The organism is Pseudomonas sp. MWU318, assembly GCF_016756945.1.
GTDB classification, from domain to species: Bacteria; Pseudomonadota; Gammaproteobacteria; order Pseudomonadales; family Pseudomonadaceae; genus Aquipseudomonas; species Aquipseudomonas putida_A.
In genome coordinates, this window is the sequence record NZ_JAESJL010000007.1 from 43,446 (window position 1) to 65,381 (window position 21,936).

Annotated in this window: 18 protein-coding genes; 13 read left to right on the forward strand and 5 right to left on the reverse strand. The window is 61.5% G+C overall.

Annotated features, from left to right (window positions below; genetic code table 11):
- The first annotated feature begins 1 nt into the window (after window position 1).
- The 9 genes from algK to JN524_RS17320 all read left to right on the forward strand — a co-directional run bounded on the left by algK (window position 2) and on the right by JN524_RS17320 (window position 12,467).
- Entirely contained in the window at window positions 2-1,507 is a 1,506-nt protein-coding gene (gene algK, locus JN524_RS17280; RefSeq protein ID WP_177416189.1) for an alginate biosynthesis TPR repeat lipoprotein AlgK, read from the forward strand.
- On the forward strand, window positions 1,504-2,985 hold the full coding sequence (locus JN524_RS17285) for an alginate export family protein (protein ID WP_202370111.1): 1,482 nt from the start codon (window positions 1,504-1,506) through the stop codon (window positions 2,983-2,985). The genes algK and JN524_RS17285 overlap by 4 nt, the downstream gene beginning before the upstream one ends.
- Window positions 2,986-3,011: 26 nt before the next feature.
- On the forward strand, window positions 3,012-4,583 hold the full coding sequence (gene algG / locus JN524_RS17290; protein ID WP_202370112.1) for a mannuronan 5-epimerase AlgG: 1,572 nt from the start codon (window positions 3,012-3,014) through the stop codon (window positions 4,581-4,583).
- Between the two features lie 10 nt (window positions 4,584-4,593).
- Complete coding sequence (locus JN524_RS17295) at window positions 4,594-6,054, forward strand: alginate O-acetyltransferase (RefSeq protein WP_202370113.1); 1,461 nt, start codon at window positions 4,594-4,596, stop codon at window positions 6,052-6,054.
- 8 nt (window positions 6,055-6,062) lie between these two features.
- Window positions 6,063-7,187: a mannuronate-specific alginate lyase gene (locus JN524_RS17300; protein ID WP_202370114.1), complete on the forward strand. Its 1,125-nt coding sequence runs from the start codon at window positions 6,063-6,065 to the stop codon at window positions 7,185-7,187.
- A gap of 192 nt (window positions 7,188-7,379) precedes the next feature.
- Complete coding sequence (locus JN524_RS17305; protein ID WP_007969546.1) at window positions 7,380-8,945, forward strand: MBOAT family O-acyltransferase; 1,566 nt, start codon at window positions 7,380-7,382, stop codon at window positions 8,943-8,945.
- A 10-nt stretch (window positions 8,946-8,955) separates the two neighbouring features.
- Entirely contained in the window at window positions 8,956-10,128 is a 1,173-nt protein-coding gene (locus JN524_RS17310; protein WP_202370115.1) for an alginate O-acetyltransferase, read from the forward strand.
- 15 nt (window positions 10,129-10,143) lie between these two features.
- Entirely contained in the window at window positions 10,144-10,800 is a 657-nt protein-coding gene (locus JN524_RS17315) for an alginate O-acetyltransferase AlgF (protein WP_202370116.1), read from the forward strand.
- A 215-nt stretch (window positions 10,801-11,015) separates the two neighbouring features.
- A complete protein-coding gene (locus JN524_RS17320) occupies window positions 11,016-12,467 on the forward strand; it encodes a mannose-1-phosphate guanylyltransferase/mannose-6-phosphate isomerase (protein ID WP_202370117.1) in 1,452 nt (483 codons plus the stop codon).
- 72 nt (window positions 12,468-12,539) lie between these two features.
- Here the strand turns inward: JN524_RS17320 and JN524_RS17325 are convergent, their stop codons facing one another.
- Window positions 12,540-14,066: a hypothetical protein gene (locus JN524_RS17325; RefSeq protein WP_202370118.1), complete on the reverse strand. Its 1,527-nt coding sequence runs from the start codon at window positions 14,064-14,066 to the stop codon at window positions 12,540-12,542.
- A gap of 208 nt (window positions 14,067-14,274) precedes the next feature.
- On the opposite strand from JN524_RS17325, the gene JN524_RS17330 reads away from it, so the two are divergent.
- Together JN524_RS17330 and JN524_RS17335 are read left to right on the forward strand one after the other, a co-directional pair.
- The gene (locus JN524_RS17330) at window positions 14,275-14,739 is read left to right on the forward strand and encodes a multidrug transporter (RefSeq protein ID WP_202370119.1); all 465 of its coding nucleotides are present in this window, start codon (window positions 14,275-14,277) and stop codon (window positions 14,737-14,739) included.
- 33 nt (window positions 14,740-14,772) lie between these two features.
- Window positions 14,773-15,597: an SDR family oxidoreductase gene (locus tag JN524_RS17335; RefSeq protein ID WP_202370120.1), complete on the forward strand. Its 825-nt coding sequence runs from the start codon at window positions 14,773-14,775 to the stop codon at window positions 15,595-15,597.
- 133 nt (window positions 15,598-15,730) lie between these two features.
- Here JN524_RS17335 and JN524_RS17340 read toward each other — a convergent pair whose 3' ends face one another.
- Window positions 15,731-16,612, reverse strand: a complete 882-nt coding sequence (locus JN524_RS17340; protein WP_183785843.1) for a LysR family transcriptional regulator — start codon at window positions 16,610-16,612, stop codon at window positions 15,731-15,733.
- A gap of 109 nt (window positions 16,613-16,721) precedes the next feature.
- Between JN524_RS17340 and JN524_RS17345 the strand changes: the two genes are divergently transcribed.
- A complete protein-coding gene (locus JN524_RS17345) occupies window positions 16,722-18,092 on the forward strand; it encodes an MFS transporter (RefSeq protein WP_202370121.1) in 1,371 nt (456 codons plus the stop codon).
- Window positions 18,089-18,487: a DUF4440 domain-containing protein gene (locus tag JN524_RS17350; RefSeq protein ID WP_202370122.1), complete on the forward strand. Its 399-nt coding sequence runs from the start codon at window positions 18,089-18,091 to the stop codon at window positions 18,485-18,487. Before JN524_RS17345 ends, JN524_RS17350 begins: the two co-directional genes overlap by 4 nt.
- Window positions 18,488-18,618: 131 nt before the next feature.
- Here JN524_RS17350 and JN524_RS17355 read toward each other — a convergent pair whose 3' ends face one another.
- Genes JN524_RS17355 through JN524_RS17365 form a run of 3 tightly spaced genes read right to left on the reverse strand, consistent with a single transcriptional unit; the run spans window position 18,619 to window position 21,878 of the window.
- Window positions 18,619-19,485 carry an efflux RND transporter periplasmic adaptor subunit gene (locus JN524_RS17355; protein WP_202370123.1) on the reverse strand — a complete coding sequence of 289 codons (867 nt, stop codon included), beginning with the start codon at window positions 19,483-19,485 and terminating at the stop codon, window positions 18,619-18,621.
- Between the two features lie 10 nt (window positions 19,486-19,495).
- Complete coding sequence (locus JN524_RS17360) at window positions 19,496-19,696, reverse strand: DUF1656 domain-containing protein (protein WP_003221811.1); 201 nt, start codon at window positions 19,694-19,696, stop codon at window positions 19,496-19,498.
- The gene (locus tag JN524_RS17365; RefSeq protein ID WP_202370124.1) at window positions 19,686-21,878 is read right to left on the reverse strand and encodes an FUSC family protein; all 2,193 of its coding nucleotides are present in this window, start codon (window positions 21,876-21,878) and stop codon (window positions 19,686-19,688) included. Before JN524_RS17365 ends, JN524_RS17360 begins: the two co-directional genes overlap by 11 nt.
- Window positions 21,879-21,936: the final 58 nt, after the last annotated feature.

The window sequence follows — 21,936 nt, forward strand, 5'->3', positions numbered from 1 at the left end:
TGTGACGATTCCTACTCTTTTGAACACGCCGCAGCCCTTGTGGGAGCGGGCTTGCTCGCGAATGCGGTTCAACATTCAAAATCAGTGTGGGCTGACACACCGCCTTCGCGAGCAAGCCCGCTCCCACATGGGTCCGCTGTGTGCAGTCGCACTGGCGGTAAGTCTCGCCGGTTGCGCCGGCCTGCCCGACCAACGCCTGGCCAACGAAGCGCTCAAGCGTGGCGACACCGCCACCGCCGCGCAGAACTACCGCGCACTGGCAGATCTGGGTTACAGCGAGGCGCAAGTCGGTCTCGCCGATATCCAGGTCGACAGCCGCGACCCCGAGCAGATCAAACAGGCCGAAGCAACCTACCGTGCCGCCGCCGACGTGTCGCCACGGGCCCAGGCCCGTCTCGGTCGCCTGCTGGTGGCCAAACCGGGTTCCACCGAGGCCGAGCACCACGAAGCCGAAAGCCTGTTGAAAAAAGCCGCCGCCAATGGCGAAGGCAACACGTTGATTCCGCTGGCGATGCTGTACCTGCAATTCCCGCACAGCTTCCCGAACATCAACGCACAGCAGCAGATCGATCAGTGGCGCAAATCCGGTTACCCGGAAGCGGGTCTGGCGCAGGTGCTGCTGTATCGCACCCAGGGCACTTACGACCAGCATCTGGATGACGTGGAAAAAATCTGCAAGGCCGCGCTCAACACCACCGACATCTGCTACGTCGAACTGGCCACGGTCTATCAGAAACGCGCCCAGCCGGAGCAACAGGCCGAGCTGATCAAGCAGATGCAGGCCGGTTACAGCCGTGGCACGGTCAGCGCGCAGCGCGTCGATTCGGTGGCCCGCGTGCTGGCCGATTCGACCCTGGGCAAGACCGACGAGAAGACCGCGCAGTCGCTGCTCGAACCGATCGCCCCGGGCTACCCGGCATCGTGGGTGACCCTCGCGCAGCTGCTCTACGACTTCCCGGAACTGGGCGACGTCGATCAGATGATGAAGTACCTGGACAACGGCCGCGCCGCCGATCAGCCGCGCGCCGAACTGTTGCTGGGCAAGCTCTACTACGAAGGCAAACTGGTGCCGGCCGACGCGAAAGTTGCCGAAGAACACTTCCAGAAAGCCGTCGGCCGCGAAGTCGCCGCCGACTACTACCTCGGCCAGATCTATCGCCGTGGTTACCTGGGCAAGGTCTACCCGCAGAAGGCCCTCGACCATCTGCTGACCGCGGCGCGCAACGGCCAGAACAGCGCCGATTTCGCCATCGCCCAACTGTTTTCCCAAGGCAAGGGCACCAAACCCGACCCGCTCAACGCCTATGTCTTCAGCCAATTGGCCAAGGCGCAGAACACCCCGCAAGCCGATGAACTGGCGACCACCCTCGCAGCGCAATTGCCACCCGAGCGTCTGGCCGAAGCCCAGCGCCTGCTGCAACAGGAACAGGCCAGCCGTGGCGCCCTGAACCAGAACACGCTGCAACTGCACGCCCTGCAAGAAGAAGACGGCGAGGAATCCCTATGAAGTTGAATCCCTTTGTGAAGGCCGGCATTGGCCTCACGTTCGCGCTGATCTGGTCTTGCCCGACACTGGCCGCGATCACTGAAACCAAGAACTTCGGCCTGGAAGTGAAAATCACCGGCCAGTCCGAAGACGACCGCGACCTCGGCACCGCCAGCGGCGGCGACGTCAACGGTGTGGGCCTGGACCTGCGTCCGTGGGTCTACGGCGAAAGCGGCGCGTGGAGTGCCTACGCCATGGGCCAGGCCGTGACCTCGTCCGACATCATCGAGACCGACACCCTGCAGCAGTCCGACGGTGAGCAAACCACCGACAACAGCGACCGCAAAACCAAGAAAAACTATCTGGCGATGCGCGAGTTCTGGGTCGGCTACAGCGGCCTGACGCCGTACCCCGGCGAGATGCTCAAGCTCGGTCGCCAGCGCCTGCGCAATGACGACGGCCAATGGCGCGACACCAACATCGAAGCGCTGAACTGGACCTTCGACACCACCCTGTTGCGCGCCAACGTCGGTGTTGCCGAACGCTTCAGCGAATACCGCACCGACCTCAAAGAGCTGGCGCCGAAAGACAAGGACCGCCTGCACGCCTACGCCGATGCCGCCTACCAGTGGACACCGGGTAACTGGATCGGCATTCGCGGTCATCACACCCACGACAACGGCAAGCTCGATTACGCCGAACCGGGCGTGCCCCGCGACACCCTCGACAAAACCCAGAACGGCGACATCAGCTGGCTCGGTCTGACCGCCGACAGCGACGCTTACAACTGGCGCAACACCAACACCGTCAACTACTGGGGCAGCATCACCGGCATGAGCGGCGACCTCGATTCGGTCAACCCGCTGAACGCCGATGGCAGCCGTCCGGCACAAGCCAAGCGCAGTGATGACATCAACGGCTGGGCCACCGACCTTGGTGTGCGCCTGCGCCTCGATCCGCAGTGGCAGGTCGGTGCGGCCTACGCCCGCGCCAGCGCCGATTACCAGCAGAACGGTCTGGAGAGCAACCGCTCCAACTACACCGGTACCCGCTCGCGCGTGCACCGCTTCGGCGAAGCGTTCCGTGGCGAAATGAACAACATGCAGACCGCCACCCTGTTCGGTTCGTGGATGCTCAACGATCAGTACGACGCCAGCGTGATCTACCACAAGTTCTGGCGCGTGGACGGCAACAAGCCGGTGGGCAGCAACGGCATCAACGCCGTGGAAAACAACACCGACGACGTCACTGGCGCGATCCTCTCCAGCACCTCGCTGCCACTGCAGGATGGCAACAAGGATCTGGGTCAGGAAATGGACCTGGTGGTGACCAAGTACTTCAAGCAGGGCTTGCTGCCAGCGGCGTTGAGCCAGTCGATCGACGAACCGTCGGCGCTGGTGCGTTTCCGTGGCGGCGTGTTCAAGCCCGGTGATGCCTATGGCAGCCAGGTCGATTCGTACATGCACCGCGCGTTCATCGATGTGATCTGGCGCTTCTGATGCAAACCGCCAAGGGAGTGCCCGACATGCACCATGCAAGGAAAGGCTCGCTCAGCCTGTTGGCCGGCGCCATGCTGCTGGCCTCCGCTGGCGCGTTCGCCACGGTGGAACCGGCCAAGCCGGTGACCACCGCCAAAGAGCTGCAACAAGCCAAGACCTACACCGTCAGCAGCGCGCCGACCGAGGCGCTGGAACTGGCCAAGCCGAAACTGCCCGACCTGTCCGGCTTCACCGCCGAGGCCGCTGCCGCGAAGATCATTCGCAGTAAACCGGGCAAGATCAGCGTGCGTCGGATGATGCAGGAAGACGCCCTGAAGGACTTCATCGGCGGCGACAACAAGATGGCCGAATGGGTGGTGCGTCAGCACGGCATCCCGCAGGCGATCTTCGTCGACGACGGTTACCTGAACCTCAAGGAGCTGGCGCAGAAGCTGCCCAAGCAGTACTTCAGCGAAACCGCGCCGGGCGTGTACCTGGCGAAACTGCCGATCGTGGTCGGTCGCAAAGGCATCCTCGAAATCGATGGTCAGACCCAGGAGTTGCGTCTGTCGCAAGAGGCCGGTTCGTTCCTGGTCAACGACGGTCAGCTGTTCGTGCGTGACACCAAAGTCACTGGCTGGCGCGAGAAGGACAACGGCCCGGCCACCTTCCGTTCGCCGAAGGAATTCCGGCCGTTTCTGTTGGCCTGGGGCGGCACCGAGACCTACATCGTCAACAGCAAGATGGCCAGCTTCGGCTACGCCAACAGTAAGTCGTACGGGGTGAGTATTTCCCAGTACACGCCGAACATGGCCAAGGTGCTCAAGCGCCCTGAACCGACCGGCTGGATCGTCGGCTCCGAGTTCTCCGACATGTGGTACGGCTTCTACTGCTACGAGACCCGCGACTTCGTGGTCAAGGGCAACACTTACAAGGACAACATCGTCTACGGCATCGACCCGCACGACCGTTCCCACGGTCTGATCATTGCCGAGAACACCGTCCACGGTACGAAGAAGAAGCACGGCATCATCATTTCCCGAGAAGTGAACGACAGCTTCATCTTCAACAACAAGAGCTACGACAACCACCTCTCGGGCCTGGTGATCGACCGTAACAGCGTCAACAACATCATCGCCTACAACGAGATCTACAAGAACCACACGGACGGCATCACGCTTTACGAGTCCGCCGACAACCTGCTGTGGGGCAACAAGGTCATCAGCAACAAACGTCACGGCATCCGCATTCGTAATAGCGTGAACATCCGCCTTTACGAAAACGTCGCCATGGCCAACGGCCTGACCGGCGTCTACGGCCACATCAAGGATCTGACCGACACCGACCGGGACATCAAGCTCGACCCGTTCGACGCGCAAGTCTCGCTGATCGTGGTCGGCGGTGAACTGGCGGCCAACGGCAGCGGGCCGATGGCCATCGATTCGCCGTTGAGCGTCGAGCTGTATCGCGTATCGATGCTGGCGCCGACCAAATCCAGCGGCATCAGCTTCAACGGCATCCTCGGCGAGCGCCAGGATGAAATTCTCGACCTGCTGGTGCGCCAGCAGAAAGCCGTACTGATCGACCCTGTCGAACGCCAGACCGAACTGCGGGACTGAGGATAATTTTATGCACCCACACTTGATCAAATTACTCAGCCTGTCGGCCCTGACCGTGGGCATTCTGGCGGCCAGCAATGCTGCCCGCGCCGATGACGCGGCGGGCGCCACCCCGCCAAAATTCAGCGCCGAACCGTGCTGCAACCTGTGCCCGGCCGCCCATGACGCGAAGAACTACACCACGCGCTACCAGCAGAACTTCACCACCTTGGTGCAGGCGCAGGGCGACTGGCTGTTCCGCACCCAGGAAGATTTGCGCACCGAGTTCAACACCACCCCGGCCGGCTACAAACGCCTGCAACAGCTGCACGATGCGTTCAAGGCCAAAGGCGTCGAACTGGTGATCGTCTATCAGCCGACCCGTGGCCTGGTGAACCGCAACAAACTCAACCCGCAGGAAAAAGCCGCGTTCGATTACGAGAAAGCGCTGGGCAACTACAAGACCATGCTCGGGCGTTTCGCGCAGATGGGTTACGTGGTGCCGGACCTCTCGCCGCTGACCAACGAATCGCTGCCGGACACCCTGCCCGCCCACGATTTCTACTTCCGCGGCGACCAGCACTGGACCCCATACGGTGCCCAGCGCACAGCGAAAATCGTCGCCGAGAAGGTCAAGCAGATCCCGGCCTTCGCCGACATTCCCAAGCGTGAATTCGAAACCAAACGCACCGGACGCATGGGCAAGACCGGCACCCTGCACAACATGGCCGGGCAACTGTGCGGCACCAGTTACGCGATCCAGTACATGGACCAGTTCACCACCGAGCCGAAAGGCGAGGCCGGTGACGGCGACCTGTTCGGTGATTCCGGCAACCCGCAAATCACCCTCGTGGGCACCTCGCACAGCGGCAAGAACTACAACTTCGCCGGCTTCCTCGAAGAAGCCATTGGCGCTGACATTCTCAACGTCGCCTTCCCCGGCGGTGGTCTGGAAGGTTCGATGCTGCAGTACCTCGGTAGCGACGAATTCCAGAAAACTCCGCCGAAGATTCTGATCTGGGAATTCTCGCCGCTGTACCGCCTCGACCAGGAAACCATCTATCGCCAGATGATGTCTCTTCTCGACAACGGCTGCGAAGGCAAAGACGCGCAAATGTCCGCCAGCACCACGCTCAAGCCCGGCGGCAAACAGGAACTGCTGGTCAACAGCAAGAACCTGAACCTGCAGAACAGCAGTCATCAGGTCGACATCCGCTTCGCCGACACCTCGGTGAAAACTCTGCAAGCCACCCTCTGGTACATGAACGGTCGCCACGAGGACATCAAGATCGAGAAACCGGAAACCTCCGACACCGACGGTCGTTTCGCCTTTGAGCTGCGCACGGACGAAGACTGGGCCTCGCAAAATCTGCTGGCAGTCGAAGTCCAGGGCCCGGAAGCGGGTACCGCGCCACAAAAAGTCGAAGCGAAAATCTGCAAACGCAACGTATTCCCGGGCGCTGGGCCACAAACCGCTCAGCTCGGGCAATGAGGTCTGCTATGCGAAATCGAACGATCAAACACTTGCTTGCGCCATCCCTGCTGACCCTGGCGATGTTTACCGGGGCCACTCAGGCCGCCGCGCCACTGCGCCCGCCGCAGGGTTACTTTGCCCCGGTGGATAAATTCAAGAGCGGCGACAACAGCGAAGGCTGCGACGCGATGCCGGCGCCGTACACCGGGCCGCTGCAATTTCGCAGCAAGTACGAAGGCTCGGACAAGGCCCGCGCGACCCTGAACGTGCAGTCGGAAAAAGCCTTCCGCGACACCACCAAGGACATCACCACCCTGGAGCGCGGCACCGCCAAACGCGTCATGCAGTTCATGCGCGACGGTCGCCCGGAGCAGCTCGACTGCACGCTCAACTGGTTGACCGCGTGGGCCAAGGCCGATGCGTTGATGTCGAAAGACTTCAACCACACCGGCAAGTCGATGCGCAAATGGGCGCTGGGCAGCATGGCCTCTTCGTACATTCGCCTGAAGTTCTCCGACTCGCATCCGCTGGCCACGCATCAGCAAGAAGCGCAGCAGATCGAGGCGTGGTTCAGCAAGATGGCCGATCAGGTGGTCAGCGACTGGGACAACCTGCCGCTGGAAAAAACCAACAACCACTCGTACTGGGCCGCGTGGTCGGTGATGGCGACCTCGATCGCAACCAACCGTCGCGACCTGTTTGATTGGGCGGTGAAGGAATACAAGGTCGGGGTCAATCAAATCGACGCCGACGGCTTCCTGCCCAACGAACTCAAGCGCCAGCAACGCGCCCTCGCCTATCACAACTACGCCCTGCCGCCACTGGCGATGATCGCCAGTTTCGCCCAGGTCAACGGTGTCGATCTGCGTCAGGAAAACAACAGCGCGCTCAAGCGTCTGGGCGACCGGGTGCTGGCCGGGGTGAAAGACCCGGATCAGTTCGAGAAGAAGAACGGCAAAGAGCAGGACATGACCGACCTGAAAGAGGACATGAAATTCGCCTGGCTCGAACCGTTCTGCACCCTCTACACCTGCCCGGCGGATGTGATCGAGAAGAAGCACGGCATGCAACCCTTCAAGACCTTCCGCCTCGGCGGCGACCTGACCAAGGTCTACGACCCGTCGCATGAGAAGGGCAACAAGGGTTCATAAGGCCAAAACCCTGTAGGAGCCGCGGCACGCTGCGATCTTTTGACTTTGATTTTCAAAAGACCAGATCAAAAGATCGCAGCCTTCGGCAGCTCCTACAGGGGGCAGCAAGATTTGAGTTAGCCCTCCAGTTTACGTGGGGGGTTTGGGGGGGCTTTGGCCCTTGACTGTTGGTTCAAACATGGAGAGATCGGGATGGTATTTTCATCCAACGTGTTCCTGTTTCTGTTCTTGCCGATCTTTCTCGGCTTGTACTACTTGAGCGGGCAACGCTATCGCAACCTGTTGCTGCTGATCGCCAGCTACGTGTTCTACGCGTGGTGGAGGGTGGACTTCCTGGCGCTGTTCGCCGGTGTCACCCTGTGGAACTACTGGATCGGCCTGAAAGTCGGTGCCGCCGGCGTGCGCACCAAACCGGCACAGCGCTGGCTGCTGCTCGGCGTCGCGGTCGACCTGTGCATCCTCGGCTACTTCAAGTACGCCAACTTCGGCGTGGACAGCATCAACGCGATCATGACCTCGTTCGGTCTGGAACCGTTCATCCTGACCCACGTGCTGCTGCCGATCGGTATCTCGTTCTACATCTTCGAGTCGATCAGCTACATCATCGACGTGTATCGCGGCGACACCCCGGCCACGCGCAACCTGATCGACTTCGCGGCGTTCGTGGCGATCTTCCCGCACCTGATTGCCGGCCCGGTCCTGCGTTTTCGCGACCTCGCCGACCAGTTCAACAACCGTACCCACACCCTCGACAAGTTCTCCGAGGGCTGCACGCGGTTCATGCAGGGTTTCATCAAGAAGGTCTTCATCGCCGACACCCTCGCGGTGGTCGCCGACCACTGCTTCGCCCTGCAAAACCCGACCACGGGTGACGCCTGGCTCGGCGCGCTGGCGTACACCGCGCAGCTGTATTTCGACTTCTCCGGTTACAGCGACATGGCCATTGGTCTGGGCCTGATGATGGGTTTCCGCTTCATGGAAAACTTCAAGCAGCCGTACATCAGCCAGTCGATCACCGAGTTCTGGCGCCGCTGGCACATCAGCCTGTCGACCTGGCTGCGTGACTATCTGTACATCACCCTCGGCGGTAACCGTAAAGGCACGCTGATGACCTATCGCAACCTGTTCCTGACCATGCTCCTGGGTGGTCTGTGGCACGGCGCGAACATCACTTATATCGTCTGGGGCGCCTGGCACGGCATGTGGCTGGCGATCGAAAAAATGCTCGGCATCAACACCTCGCCGCGCAGCCTCAACCCGATCCGCTGGGCGCTGACCTTCCTGCTGGTGGTGATGGGCTGGGTGATCTTCCGTGCCGAAAACCTGCACGTCGCCGGGCGCATGTACGGCGCGATGTTCAGCTTCAGCGACTGGTCGCTGTCGGAACTCAACCGCGCCAGCCTCACCGGTCTGCAAGTGGCAACCCTGGTGGTGGCGTACGCAACCCTGGCGTTCTTCGGTCTGCGTGATCTGTACACCAACCAGCCTCCGGTGAAGAGCAAACCTGAAGTCAACGTCGAGGCCAACGGCCCTGCCACCGCGACCCCGGGCATGATCAAAGCCGCGCCTGGCGAAAACCCGGCGAGCATCCATGAGCCTGGCTACACCGTCGGCGTCGAAGCCCAGGTGCAACCGGCTTACTGGACGGCGGACTGGTCACGCTACGTGATGCGCGGGCTGATCCTGCTGCTGTTCATCGCCTCGATTCTCAAACTCTCGGCGCAAAGCTTCTCGCCGTTCCTTTACTTCCAGTTCTGAGGGATCTGACATGACCCGCTCATTACGCATCTTCTACATCGCGCTGTTTCTGCTGACCTTGCTGGTGCTCGGTCTGTGGTCGGTGCGCAGCTTCTTCGGCTTCAGCACCAATGCCGATGCGACGGTGCTCAACGGTCGCTGGACCAAAGCCGTGGAAACCCACTACGACGATCAGTTTCCGATCAAGCGTCTGGGCACCAACCTCTGGGCGGCGCTGGATTTCAAACTGTTCAACGAAGGTCGTCCAGGCGTAGTGCTCGGTCGCGATCAGTGGCTGTACAGCGACGAGGAATTCAACCCGATCGTCAACGAAGAACTGAACCTGCAAGGCAACTACGCGCTGGTCGAAGGCGTGCGCCAGACCCTGAAAGAGAAAGGCGTGAAACTGGTGATGGCGATCGTACCGGCCAAGGTGCGCCTGTACCCGGAACACCTGGGTGAAGTAAAACCGGCGAGCATCCACGCCAACCTCTATCAGGACTTCCACGCCCGTGTCGCGGCGGACAAGATCCTCGCCCCGGACCTGCTTGGCCCACTGCAAAGAGCCAAGCAGAACGGTCAGCAAGTGTTCCTGCGCACCGACACCCACTGGACCCCGGAAGGCGCTGAAATCGCCGCCAACACCCTGGCGAAAACCATCGCCGACAAGTTCCCGCTCAGCGGCGAGCCACAGCGCTTTGTCACCACGCCAGCGGAGAAGGTCACGCACAAGGGCGACCTGCGTCTGTTCCTGCCGCTGGATCCGCTGTTCGAAAACCTGATGCCGGCGCAAGAGCCGCTGCAAAAGCGCAACACCGTGGCCGCCGAGCAGCCTGCCGGTGACGACGCGCTGTTCGCCAGCAGCGAAGTACCGGTCGCGCTGATCGGCACCAGCTACAGCGCCAACCCCAACTGGAACTTCGTCGGTGCGCTGAAACAAGCGCTGCACAGCGACGTCGTGAACTACGCCGAAGACGGCCACGGTCCGATCCTGCCGATGCTCAGCTACCTGAAAAGCGATGACTTCAAGAATAGCCCGCCACAGGTGCTGATCTGGGAGTTTCCTGAACGATATCTGCCTGTGAACAACGAAATCGGCGACGCCGACCCGCAGTGGGTCGCAGAGCTCAAACAAGCCGGTGCTCGCCAACAAAACGTAGCCATCAACACTAAATCCGAGACGCCCGATCGGGCGCAAAACTGAAAGAGAGGTAACACCATGACTTTCACAACTACTCCTCGTCGTCTCGCAAAACGCTTCGCACTGGTTGCAGGCCTCAGCGTGCTTTCCGTCCAGGCTTTCGCCGGTGGCGACGCCGCGCTGTACGGCCCGACCGCCCCGAAAGGCTCGACCTTCGTGCGGGTCTACAACGCCAGCAACGCCGAAGTCAGCGCCACCGTCGGCAGCACCAACCTGAGCGACGTCGCGCCGCTGGCCAGCAGCGACTTCAGCTTCATGCCGGGCGGTGACTACAGCGCCAAAATCGGCAGCCAGACCCTGCCGGTGAAACTTGCCGGTGACCACTACTACACCTTGGTCAACAACGCTTCCGGCGCGCCGCAGCTGATCGAAGAGCCGCCGTTCAAGAACAAGCAGAAATCCCTGGTGCGCGTGCAGAACCTCAGCGACAAGCCGCTGACCCTGAAGACCGCCGACGGCAAGACCGAGGTAGTGCCGAACGTGGCCGCCAAGGGCCGTGGCGAACGTGAAATCAACCCGGTGAAAGTCAGCCTGGCGCTGTACGAAGGTGACAAGAAAGTCGGCGACGTGAAACCGGTCGCCCTGGAGCGCGGTGAAGCAGCGGTGCTGTACGTCACCGGTTCCGGCAGCAGCCTGTCGCCAGTCTGGGTGAAACGCCCGGTGTCGACTCGCTAACAATTTCCCGATGAGACGCTGATCCCTGTAGGAGCTGTCGAGTGAAACGAGGCTGCGATCTTTTGATCTTCGGCGTCATTAAAGACGCCAAAAGATCGCAGCCTTCGGCAGCTCCTACAGGGGAATGCGGCGGCCTCTCGGTACGAGACAAAAACAAGAGTGAAACGACACAACGTTCGTGCCTCTAACCAATCGATTTTTATGGAGTAAACAACATGATTCCGGTGATCTTGTCAGGTGGTAGCGGTTCACGTCTTTGGCCGCTTTCGCGCAAGCAATTCCCTAAACAATTCCTGGCCCTGACCGGTGAACACACGCTGTTCCAGCAAACTCTGGAGCGCCTGGTTTTCGAAGGCATGGACACGCCGATCGTGGTCTGCAACAAGGATCACCGCTTCATCGTCAACGAGCAGTTGGCCACCCGTAACCTTGAATGCCAGCGCATCCTCATGGAGCCGTTCGGCCGCAACACCGCGCCAGCGGTAGCGCTGACCGCGATGATGCTGGTCAATGAAGGTCGCGACGAACTGATGCTGGTGCTGCCGGCCGACCACGTGCTGGAAGACCAGAAAGCCCTGCAACGCGCCCTGGCCCTGGCCACCGTGGCTGCCGAAAACGGCGAGATGGTGTTGTTCGGCGTGCCGGCGACCAAACCGGAAACCGGCTACGGCTACATCAAATCCACCGGCGATTCGCTGCTGCCCGAAGGCGTCAGTCGCGTCTCGCACTTCGTCGAGAAACCCGACGTCAAACGTGCCACCGAGTACGTTGAATCCGGCGGCTACTACTGGAACAGCGGCATGTTCCTGTTCCGCGCCAGCCGCTTCCTCGAAGAGCTGAAAAAGCACGATCCGGACATCTACGACACCTGCCTGCTGACCCTCGAGCGCAGCCAGCAGGACGCCGACACCGTCACCCTGGACGAAGCCACCTTCGCCTGCTGCCCGGACAATTCCATCGACTACTCCGTCATGGAAAAAACCCAGCGCGCCTGCGTGGTGCCGCTGAGCGCCGGCTGGAGCGATGTCGGTTGCTGGTCGTCGCTGTGGGAAGTCAATGAGAAGGATGCCAACGGCAACGTCAGCAAAGGCGACGTGGTGATCCAGGACAGCAAGAACTGCATGATCCACGGCAACGGCAAACTGGTGTCGGTGATCGGTCTGGAAAACATTGTCGTGGTCGAAACCAAGGACGCGATGATGATCGCGCACAAGGACAAGGTTCAGGGCGTCAAGCAGATGGTCAACACCCTCAACGAGCAGGGCCGCAGCGAAACCCAGAACCACTGCGAGGTCTACCGTCCGTGGGGTTCCTACGACTCGGTGGACATGGGCGGCCGCTTCCAGGTCAAGCACATCTCGGTGAAGCCGGGCGCGTGCCTGTCGCTGCAGATGCACCATCACCGCGCCGAACACTGGATCGTGGTCAGCGGCACCGCCGAAGTGACCTGCGATGACAACGTGTTCCTGCTCTGCGAGAACCAGTCGACCTACATCCCGATCGCCTCGGTGCACCGCCTGCGCAACCCGGGCAAGATCCCGCTGGAAATCATCGAAGTGCAATCGGGTTCGTACCTGGGTGAAGACGATATCGAACGCTTCGAAGATATCTACGGTCGCTCCACGCCGGTCGAACGCGGCGTGTCGGTGAAGACCATCGCGCAATAACGTTCAGCAAGACAAGAAGCCCCCGTCCAGCCCACTGTGTCCCCTATCCGCAGTGGGTTGGGCGGGGGCTTTTTATTGACGCAATACGGCGACCGAGCAGAGCTTCCATCCTGCCGGCCGATAATACGCAGACCCCAGAGTGATCGTTGCCGTTACGTAGCTGCCGGCCTGGGAAGCTTGCGCCGTCCAGTACTCGGCAACGTGCGCGTCATGATTGTTGCTGACATCGAATGCACCGATCGGCCATTGGTAGCCACGGACCATGTCCCCCCACTCCGGGTATAACGCCCCCGGGTAGCGCAGCAAGTAACTGTTGCCAAGCTCCTGCGGTCGGGGCAGCGCCGCACCGAACCCGATCGAAAAGCTGTTGGCCGTCGCCCAGTTCTGGTGGCATGCCAGCGCGGTGAACCACAGTTTTGCCTTGGGCATGCTGAACTGCACAGACTGCCCGGCAGCATCCTTGATGGTGAATAGCACCTGCGCATGCCCGATGAGCGTCACGTCCCCCGTGCGCGGATCAACCCTGGCGGTACCGGGATCAGAGCTGCTGAATACATACGGTGCGCGCCCACCCATGACATTGATCTTGAACCTCGCGCCGCTGAATCCGGTCATGGGAAAGCCGCTGTCCGGTGCGAAGGTAAAAGGATCGCCCTGAGGTGAGGCGGTCAGCGAACTGATGCGCAGCAACTTGCTTTGGGGATCGAACACTTGATCCCGCAGATCGAATGCAAACGCCGCCACGTCTGCCGGAGTCGCCGGCAGCCTGATGCGAATGATCGGCAGCATCACCCCGCTGCGGTCATAAAAGTCCTGTTGGTCATATTGGGCAGCTGGTAAACCATTGCCCACGTAGTACAGGGCCTGGATCGGCAACTGCGCGGGAATATCCTGCGGCCATGTTGCGAGCATCATTTCATTGCGGCTGTGGAAGGCGACGTCACGATGTAACGTCATGACCCGGATGGCCTGATAAAACGCGTCTGCTGCCGCCACATTCATCTGGTCACGAACATCGAAACTGCACTGGTAATAACTCTGCGCGACGCCGGGGCGCACGACATGTGCCAGCCATTGCTCAGCCGTGGTAATGCCTTGTGACTGACAGCGCCGGCTCTGCTGTGGATAAGCCCGGTGGGCACCGCAACCGGGATTGTCGCGATCGAATGTGGCGCCATCGATGGGGAACACGCAGAGGATTTCGATACGTCGCTTGTCCGGCGGCATGCTCAGGATCGGATAAAAAACAAATCCATGATCGTAAGTCGAGTCGATCTGCCGAAACTGCGAATCCCGCCTCAGGAAGGAAAATGACACGCCGCCCTTTTGCACGGCAATCGGGCTGGGGTTCCAGAAGTGATAAAGCGGCGAGTGGATGGTCCCACGGAACAGAATGCCGGAACAAAGAAAGGCCGGTGTCGAGGCACTGCCGCAATCGCGCCGCGTATCGGCGTAGCGGGCGGCCAAGGCAGCCGCCGTGGCGTGGCCTTCCTGCTCGAACCGCGTCTGCTGCGGCGCGTGACCGGACAAGTTATCCACGACGGGCTGTGTGCAGGCTACCAGCAACAGGCAAATCACACCGCTGAACCAGACACGCATTACGACCTCCCGACTCTCCGTGACAGGGCGGGTCAAAACCATAGTGGCCAATGCCTGCCGAATGCCCTCTATCCAATACCTGGCCACTGTGGCCGACCACTGTCAGAAATTACAGTCCCGACCAATGGCGTCATGCTTTGCTCGGCGAATATCCATTCCCGCGCCCCTTCGGTAGGATGGTGCTCACGAGTTCAAGGAGCGTTCAAACATGTTCATCGGCGTGCTGCTGGTCATTACCTGGCTGATCCTGTTGCTGCGCTATCCGGCCAAGGCCGTGCCGGTGTCGGTCGCGGCCGCCGTGGGGCTGGGATTGGTCGCGGTCTGGGTGGTGTGGCTGGACAACCGCGAGCTCAAGCAACTGGCGCGTCTGGAGATGCGCATTGCCTATGCGCCTGAACAGTGCCCGGCGGATCGCCCGCTGCAACTGAAGATGAAAAACGGCAACGACGTGCCGTTGACCGAACTGCGCTGGCGCATCGCAGCCTACGCGCCGGGTGATACGGTGAATCTGGCCGACAACCAATACACCGCCCCGCGCTATCGCGGCCCCGGCGAACTGCAGGCCGGTGGCGACTGGGAAGATTGCCTGCCAATGCCACCGCTGCGCCCCGGTTATCGTCCGCAAACCCTGGAGTTTCGCGCCGAGCGCCTGCAAGGCAGCTTCTCCGACTGATCCCCTCCCCCACTTTTGCACAAGGAATGCGCCATGCCCGTTGCGTTGATTACCGGTTGCTCCAGCGGCATTGGCCGCGCCCTCGCCGATGCGTTCAAAGCCGCCGGTTACGAAGTCTGGGCCAGTGCGCGCAAGCCTGATGATGTTGCGACCCTCGCCGCTGCCGGGTTCACCGCGATCGCGCTGGACGTCAATGACAGCGTGGCGCTGGAACAACTCGCCGAGCGCATCAACCAGCAACACCGCGGCCTCGACGTGCTGATCAACAACGCCGGTTATGGCGCGATGGGGCCGCTCCTCGACGGTGGCGTGCCGGCCATGCAGCGCCAGTTCGAAACCAACGTGTTCTCGATTGTCGGGGTGACTCGTGCGCTGTTCCCGGTACTGCGCCGGGCCAAGGGGCTGGTGGTGAATATCGGCAGTGTCTCAGGGGTACTGGTCACGCCGTTCGCCGGCGCCTACTGCGCCTCGAAAGCCGCGGTGCATGCGCTGAGCGATGCGCTGCGCATGGAGCTGGCGCCGTTCGGTATCCGCGTGATGGAGGTCCAGCCTGGGGCGATTCAGTCGAGCTTCGCCAAGAATGCCGGGCATGAAGCGGAGCAACTGATCAACGAGCAATCACCGTGGTTTCCGTTGCGTGAGGGGATTCGTGCGCGGGCCAAGGCCTCGCAGGACAAGCCGACCCCGGCCAGTGAGTTTGCGGCTGAGTTGCTCAAGGCTGTGCAGCAGAGCACGCCGCCACGCTTGATCCGCATTGGTAATGGCAGCCGCGCGTTGCCGTTGCTGGCGACGTTGTTGCCCAAAGGGTTGCTGGAGTCGACGTTGATGAAGCGGTTCGGTTTGCGCGGACAACTCTGAGACCGAGGTAACCCCATCGCGGGCAAGCCACGCTCCCACAGGGTTTTGCTGCGTACATAAATATCCAGAACGACACAAAATCTGTGGGAGCGTGGCTTGCCCGCGATGAGGCCGGCACAATCAACCGAGATCTTCAGCCCCAACCCTTCATGAAATCAATAAACGCCCGCACCTTCAGCGGCAAATGCCGGGTATCCGGGTACAACGCGTAAACACCCTGTTGGGCAAAGCGGTAATCGGCGAGCAACCGCACCAATCGCCCCGCCTGCAGATCCTCCTGAATCAGCCACTGCGGCAAAATCGCCACGCCTTGCCCGGTCAGCGCAAACGCCCTGAGCGTCGCCGAGTTGTCGGCGACGATGGCGGTGGTCCCCGGTTTTGGCTGGTAGACGTGCTCGCTGCCGGCCGGGTCGGTCACGGTCATTTCCGGGACACGGCCATGGCCAAGCGTCGGCATCGATTCCAGCGTCGCCAGCGTGGCAACCGGCGCAAAGCGTTCGACCAGCTGCGGCGCGGCCACCGCATACACTTCAAACCTCGACAACTGCACCGCACGCAGATTGGAGTCGTGCATGCGTCCCAGACGAATCGCCATGTCGAAGCGTTCGGAGATCAGATCGGCGTGGGTCGAGGACGTCGACAGGTGAATGTTCAGTTGCGGCTGTTGCTGACGGAACACCTCCAGCGCCGGCACCACTTGGGCCAGGGCAAACTCCACAGTGGTGGTGATGCGCAACGTGCCCTTGAGTTGCGAGTGCTCCGAGCGCGCTTCCTCGATCGCCAGTCGCGCTTCGTCGAGAGTGCGCAGGCAACGCCGATAGAAGCGCTCGCCGGCATCGGTCAAAGCCAGTTGCCGGGTGTTGCGCGTGAGCAAGGTGACGCCCAGTTCTTCTTCCAGGCGCTTGAGATTGAAGCTCACCACCGCGCGCGTCTGGCCCAGGGTATCGGCGGCGGCCGTCAACGACCCGGCCTCGACCACGGCTTTGAAAGTGTCAAAACGGTCCAGGCTGACCATGTCCAGCGCGCTCCCTGTCAAAATTATTTTGACAAACTAGCAGGCAAACCAGCGCTTTCCTAACGCCAAAAGCGCCCTACCCTGCACGTCTCATCACAGGGAAACTGCCATGGCCTATCGCTCGAAAGTTGCGCTGGTGTATCTGTTCGGGTTCGCCCTCGACCTGCTGAACATGTTCGCCGCGAGCATTGCCTACCCGGACATCGCTCGGGAACTGCAAGCCTCGGTAACGCAACTGGCGTGGATCACCAACGCCTACATGCTCGGGCTGACGCTGATCATTCCGCTGAGCGTGTGGCTGGCGGCGCGGGTTGGCGAGCGGCGGCTGATTCTCGGCTCGTTGCTGCTGTTCGGAATCGCTTCCGGTCTGGTGGCCCAGGCCGGGTCGATTGAAAGCCTGATCGGCTGGCGTTTGCTGCAAGGGCTCGGTGGCGGCTTGTTGCTGCCGATCGGTCAGGCCCTGGCTTATCGGCAGTATCCAGCGACGCAACGCGCGCACCTTACCGGCGTAGTGCTGATGGTCGCGCTGATGGTGCCAGCCCTGTCGCCAGCGGCGGGCGGCCTGATCGTCGAGGCGTTGTCATGGCGCTGGATTTTCTACCTGAACATGCCGCTGGCGCTGCTCGCGTTAGGCTTGGGTCTGCTGTGGTTGCAAGCGGATCAACCCGGCACGGAACGCCCGACACTGGATATGCGCGGGTTGCTGTTGGCGGTGGCAGCCCTGAGTCTGTTGCTGATTGCTGTGAGCCTGGCGAGCGCCGCCGCTACCCGACACCTCGCCGCCGGGGTTCTGCTGCTCGGTGTCCTGACCCTATGGCTGTACCTGCGCGATGGCTGGCACAAACCTGACGCGGTGCTCGACCTGCAACTGCTCAAGAGTCCGTCACTGCGTTTGGCAATGCTGATCTACCTGTTCGTGCCCGGGGTGTTTACCGGCACCAACATGATTGCCGTGTTGTACCTGCACGACCTCGGTTTCGGCGCCGCGCAGACCGGTGCGCTGATGCTGTCCTGGGCGGCCGCATCGGGGGTGGCGATCATGCTCGGCAAACGCAGTTTCAACCGCATTGGCCCCAAACCGCTGCTGATCGCCGGGATGCTTTTGCAGTGCCTGGGGATTGTCCTGCTGATGCGCATCGAACAACCCGCCGCCACGCCGCTGATCATTGCCTATGCCTTGATGGGACTGGGCGGCAGCCTGTGCAGCGTCACCGCGCAGAGCCTGGCATTTGTCGGCATCGCGCCGGAAAAAATGGGCCACTCCAGCGCTCTGTGGAACATCAATCGCCAGCTCGGTTTCTGTCTCGGCGCCGCGCTGCTCAGTTCGCTGTTGGGTGCACTGGGCGGCAACGGATTCAAATACTGCTTTGTCGCGGCGGCCTTGCTCACATTGCTGCCAATGGTCGCCGTGCTGCGTTTCGACGCCTCCACAGTGCTCGCCCTGCTGAGCCCACCTCCCCTTCAGGAAAAATCCACATGACTGACTACAACGAATATTTTGATGAAGTGATCCAGGCCCACTTGGTGATCGAACGCTGGTTTGCCGTGGAGCAGGATTCAGCCGAAATGGAGCGCTTGCTGAGCCGGTTCTCGGCGGATTTTTCCATGGTCACGCCGCTGGGCCGGGCGCTGGATATCGAAGCCTTGCGCGCACTGTTTCACGCGGCGGGCGGGAAGAAGCCCGGGTTCAGGATCGAGCTCAGTGAGCTGCGCGGGATTGCGCTGCATGCGCATGGCGCAACGCTGAGTTATCGCGAGCAGCAGAGCGATGCGAGCGGGTTGCGCACGGATCGCCGGTCGACGGTGGTGTTTGAAAAGGCCGAGGCCGGGCGGGTGCTGTGGCGGCATTTGCAGGAGACGTTTTGCGCTGAATGATTGCTCAGCGCTTTTCTGAAGTAACGAGTCGCGTTCATTCGCGAGCAAGCTAGCTCCCACAAGGGATGTTTGTTGCACCCCGGCCCCCCTGTGGGAGCGAGCTTGCTCGCGAATGAACGCGACTCGGTATTTCAGTTATCCACAGCGTCCTGCTGCACCACCACCGTGCAAGTAATCCCCGCCGCCAACAACACACCCTCCGGCACTTCATCGATGTGGATGCGCACCGGCACCCGCTGCGCCAGACGCACCCAGTTGAAGGTCGGGTTCACGTCAGCGATCAGCTCGCGGCTTTCCGGGTTGTCGCGGTCGTAGATGCCGCGGGAAATGCTCTCCACGTGGCCCTTCAACACTTCGCCGCTCATCAGTTGCATGTCGGCCTTGTCGCCTACGCGCACGTGCGGCAGTTTGGTCTCTTCGAAGAAGCCGTAGACCCAGAACGAGTTCATGTCGACCACGGCCATTTTCGCTTCGCCGATGCGCGCGTAGTCGCCGCGATGCACGTTGAGGTTGGTCACGTAGCCGTCGACTGCCGCGCGCACTTCGGTGCGTTTGAGGTTGAGTTCGGCGGCTTCCAGTTGTGCTTGCGCGTGTTGATAGTCGGCCAGCGCGGCGTCGGCGATGTTGCTGGCGTCGTCGCGGTTTTCCTTGGAGATCACCAGATTGTCGAGGTCGGCGCGGCGATGCGCGTTGACCTTGCGCATCTCCCAAGTCGCCTTGCGCGACGCCACCAGCGACTGCGCCTGTTTCACCGCGAGACGGTAATGCTCGGGGTCGATCTGCATCAGCAGGTCGCCCTTCTTCACCAACTGGTTGTCGCGCACCGGTACGTCGACCACTTCCCCGGTGACGTCAGCGGCGACGTTGATGATGTCCGCCCGCACCCGGCCGTCGCGGGTCCACGGCGTGTTCATGTAGTGCTCCCACAGGGTCCGGCCGATCCACAGTGCCAGGGCCAGCACCAGCAGGGTCGCGAGCAGGCTGAAAAACTTTTTCATCAGAACGTTCTCAACGGTAGACAGTCAGCGCCATGGCGCCGAACAGACAGGTAAACAGACTCAGACGCAAAAGCGCCGGGTGCCAGAAAAAGCGGTACAGGTCGAACCCCGAGAGAAAGCGGTCCAGCGCCCAGGCCAGCGCCGCAGCGACAAAAAACATCAGGGTCATGGTCGGCATGTACACGCCGTGGAAGGCGATTTCACGAGGCATGGGCAAGTCCTTCGGGCTTGGCGACGGCATAGGCAGCGAGTGGTGATTGCGGGTCGAGCAACGAGGTGCGGATGAAGTGCAGATAGCTCTTCACCCGGCGTAACGCGGACGTGTCGAAGTGCGGCGCAAACGGCTCGTCGGTCGCGGCGACCCGACTGATCGCGTGATCGACCGCCACCAGTGCGCGCTCCAGATTGCTCGGGTTCGGTTGCAGAAACAGTCGCACCAGCGCCCGGCCCATGACGCGGATCGCCTGACGCCACGGCTGCGATTCGGCATACGCCGGATGCACCGGGAGGATCGCCTGTTCCTTGCGCAATTCGATGATCGCGTGGCCGACTTCGAGCACTACGAACATCCAGCGCAGCAGGTTCTTCTGCACGGTCGGCTGCCCGGCGGCGAGACCATAAGCCTGATGCAGCAAGTCACGAGTACGACTCTCGAAACTCGACGCCAGGCCCTTGAGTTTGCCGCTGATCGCGTACACCACCTGGCCACGCAGATCCTGCTCCAGGCGCTTCCACAACCAGCGGCTGTTGGGCGGCAGAATGATTGCGCCTGCAGCAGCGCAGACCAGCATGCCCATGACCATGGCGATGTAGTCGTTGATGAAGGTGTAAGGGTTGTAAATGGTCAGGTTGTCCGGCACCGAACCGGTGCTGAAGAAGATCAACAGACCGAGACCGACCCCGGCGTATTGCGGTCGCGAAGCGAGGAACGAGCCGAGCACGATCACTGGCGCAAGCATCACGCACAACAGCGGAAATCCGTCGATCCACGGGAAGATGAAAAACATCTCGACGAAGCCGATCACCGCTCCGAGGAAAGTCCCGCAGGCCATCTGGAACGCCATGCGTTTCGGGTTCGGCGTGGCGGCGGACAGGCCCACGGTGGCGGCAGCGATCAGGGTCATGGTCGCGCCGCTCGGCCACGCGGTGGCGACCCAATAGCTGCCCAGCACAATCAGGATGAACGAGGCGCGAATCCCCGAAGCCGCAGCGGCCCACCAGTTGGTTTGCGGGGTGAACGGCTCGTCCCAGCGCTCACGTTCGTGGCGGTGATCGGCCAGCGAGGCGTGGGTCTGTGCATAACTGTGCAAGTCATCGACGAAGCGATAGAGCAGCTCGTATGCAGTATGGAAATCCAGTTGCTCGGCTTCACTCGGACCGGTTTCCTGGAAAATGCCGCGCAAGGTTCGCACGCGCGTCGGCAGGCCTTCCTTGTACGTGGCCAATGCCGTCGCCAAACGTGCCGCGTCCGGGCTGGTCAAGGCGCGGCCACTGAAGCCGTCGAGTACTTCCGCCAGATCCTGCAGGCCCGGCCTGATCGCGGCCACCACGTGTTCTTCGTCATTCACGCGCAAGCGTTCCAGCAACTGATGCAGGGCGTTGAAGCGCGTGGTAATGCCCATGAACTCGCTGTTCAAACGGCTGAGGCGACCGTTGCGCCGACGCATGTGCGGGTCTTCGAACACGGTGACGCTGCGCAGCCCTTCCAGGCCCACCGCTTCGGCGATGAAACGCACGTTGCTCGCTTCGAACGATTCGGCTTTGCTGCGTCCGCGCAAGCCATCGGTGACGAACAACGCGAACACGCCGAAGCGCTGATACAGCGCGTTGCGCATCGCCGCGCTGGCGGTTTGCGGCAGGATCGCGGCGCTGACCACCGTCGAGCAGAGAATCCCCAGCGAGATCTCCAGCACCCGCCAGACGGCGGCCATGAACGCACCGTCCGGATGCGCCAGCGCCGGCAGGCCGACCATCGCGGCGGTGTAGCCCGCAAGGACAAAACCGTAGGCGCGGAAGTTACGGCAACGCGCCGCACCGGCCGAGCAGATGCCGACCCAAATCGCCAGCGAACCGAGAAACAATTCGGTGTTCTGCGCGAACAGCGCGATCAGCGTGACCATCATCGCCGACCCGGCCAGGGTGCCGAGGAAGCGATAGAAACTCTTGGCGAACACCTGGCCGCTCTGCGGCTGCATGACGATGAATACGGTGATCATCGCCGTACGCGGTTGCGGCAACTCCAGGCGCATCGCCAGCCACAGCGTGAGGAACGCGGCGAGCAATACCTTGAAGATATACACCCAGGTCACGCCATCGCTGCGCGCCCAGTCAAACAAACCCCGGCGCCATTCCAGGGAGTAGAGCCAGCGTAGAGGTGCGGGCAAGGGAGTCATTTGGTCTTGCTCAATGATTGAGGACTGAAGAGTCATCTGTGGCAAACATCAATTTTTG

What these genes read in the sequence shown, in the direction of transcription:
- JN524_RS17310 (WP_202370115.1), top strand. Translation starts at nt 8,956, where the DNA reads ATGACCCGCTCATTACGCATCTTCTACATCGCGCTGTTTCTGCTGACC.
- algG (WP_202370112.1), top strand. Translation starts at nt 3,012, where the DNA reads ATGCACCATGCAAGGAAAGGCTCGCTCAGCCTGTTGGCCGGCGCCATG.
- JN524_RS17300 (WP_202370114.1), top strand. Translation starts at nt 6,063, where the DNA reads ATGCGAAATCGAACGATCAAACACTTGCTTGCGCCATCCCTGCTGACC.
- JN524_RS17315 (WP_202370116.1), top strand. Translation starts at nt 10,144, where the DNA reads ATGACTTTCACAACTACTCCTCGTCGTCTCGCAAAACGCTTCGCACTG.
- JN524_RS17360 (WP_003221811.1), bottom strand. Translation starts at nt 19,696, where the DNA reads ATGCCTCGTGAAATCGCCTTCCACGGCGTGTACATGCCGACCATGACC.
- JN524_RS17335 (WP_202370120.1), top strand. Translation starts at nt 14,773, where the DNA reads ATGCCCGTTGCGTTGATTACCGGTTGCTCCAGCGGCATTGGCCGCGCC.
- JN524_RS17355 (WP_202370123.1), bottom strand. Translation starts at nt 19,485, where the DNA reads ATGAAAAAGTTTTTCAGCCTGCTCGCGACCCTGCTGGTGCTGGCCCTG.
- JN524_RS17325 (WP_202370118.1), bottom strand. Translation starts at nt 14,066, where the DNA reads ATGCGTGTCTGGTTCAGCGGTGTGATTTGCCTGTTGCTGGTAGCCTGC.
- JN524_RS17350 (WP_202370122.1), top strand. Translation starts at nt 18,089, where the DNA reads ATGACTGACTACAACGAATATTTTGATGAAGTGATCCAGGCCCACTTG.
- JN524_RS17330 (WP_202370119.1), top strand. Translation starts at nt 14,275, where the DNA reads ATGTTCATCGGCGTGCTGCTGGTCATTACCTGGCTGATCCTGTTGCTG.
- JN524_RS17305 (WP_007969546.1), top strand. Translation starts at nt 7,380, where the DNA reads ATGGTATTTTCATCCAACGTGTTCCTGTTTCTGTTCTTGCCGATCTTT.
- JN524_RS17345 (WP_202370121.1), top strand. Translation starts at nt 16,722, where the DNA reads ATGGCCTATCGCTCGAAAGTTGCGCTGGTGTATCTGTTCGGGTTCGCC.
- JN524_RS17285 (WP_202370111.1), top strand. Translation starts at nt 1,504, where the DNA reads ATGAAGTTGAATCCCTTTGTGAAGGCCGGCATTGGCCTCACGTTCGCG.
- JN524_RS17340 (WP_183785843.1), bottom strand. Translation starts at nt 16,612, where the DNA reads ATGGTCAGCCTGGACCGTTTTGACACTTTCAAAGCCGTGGTCGAGGCC.
- JN524_RS17295 (WP_202370113.1), top strand. Translation starts at nt 4,594, where the DNA reads ATGCACCCACACTTGATCAAATTACTCAGCCTGTCGGCCCTGACCGTG.
- JN524_RS17320 (WP_202370117.1), top strand. Translation starts at nt 11,016, where the DNA reads ATGATTCCGGTGATCTTGTCAGGTGGTAGCGGTTCACGTCTTTGGCCG.
- JN524_RS17365 (WP_202370124.1), bottom strand. Translation starts at nt 21,878, where the DNA reads ATGACTCCCTTGCCCGCACCTCTACGCTGGCTCTACTCCCTGGAATGG.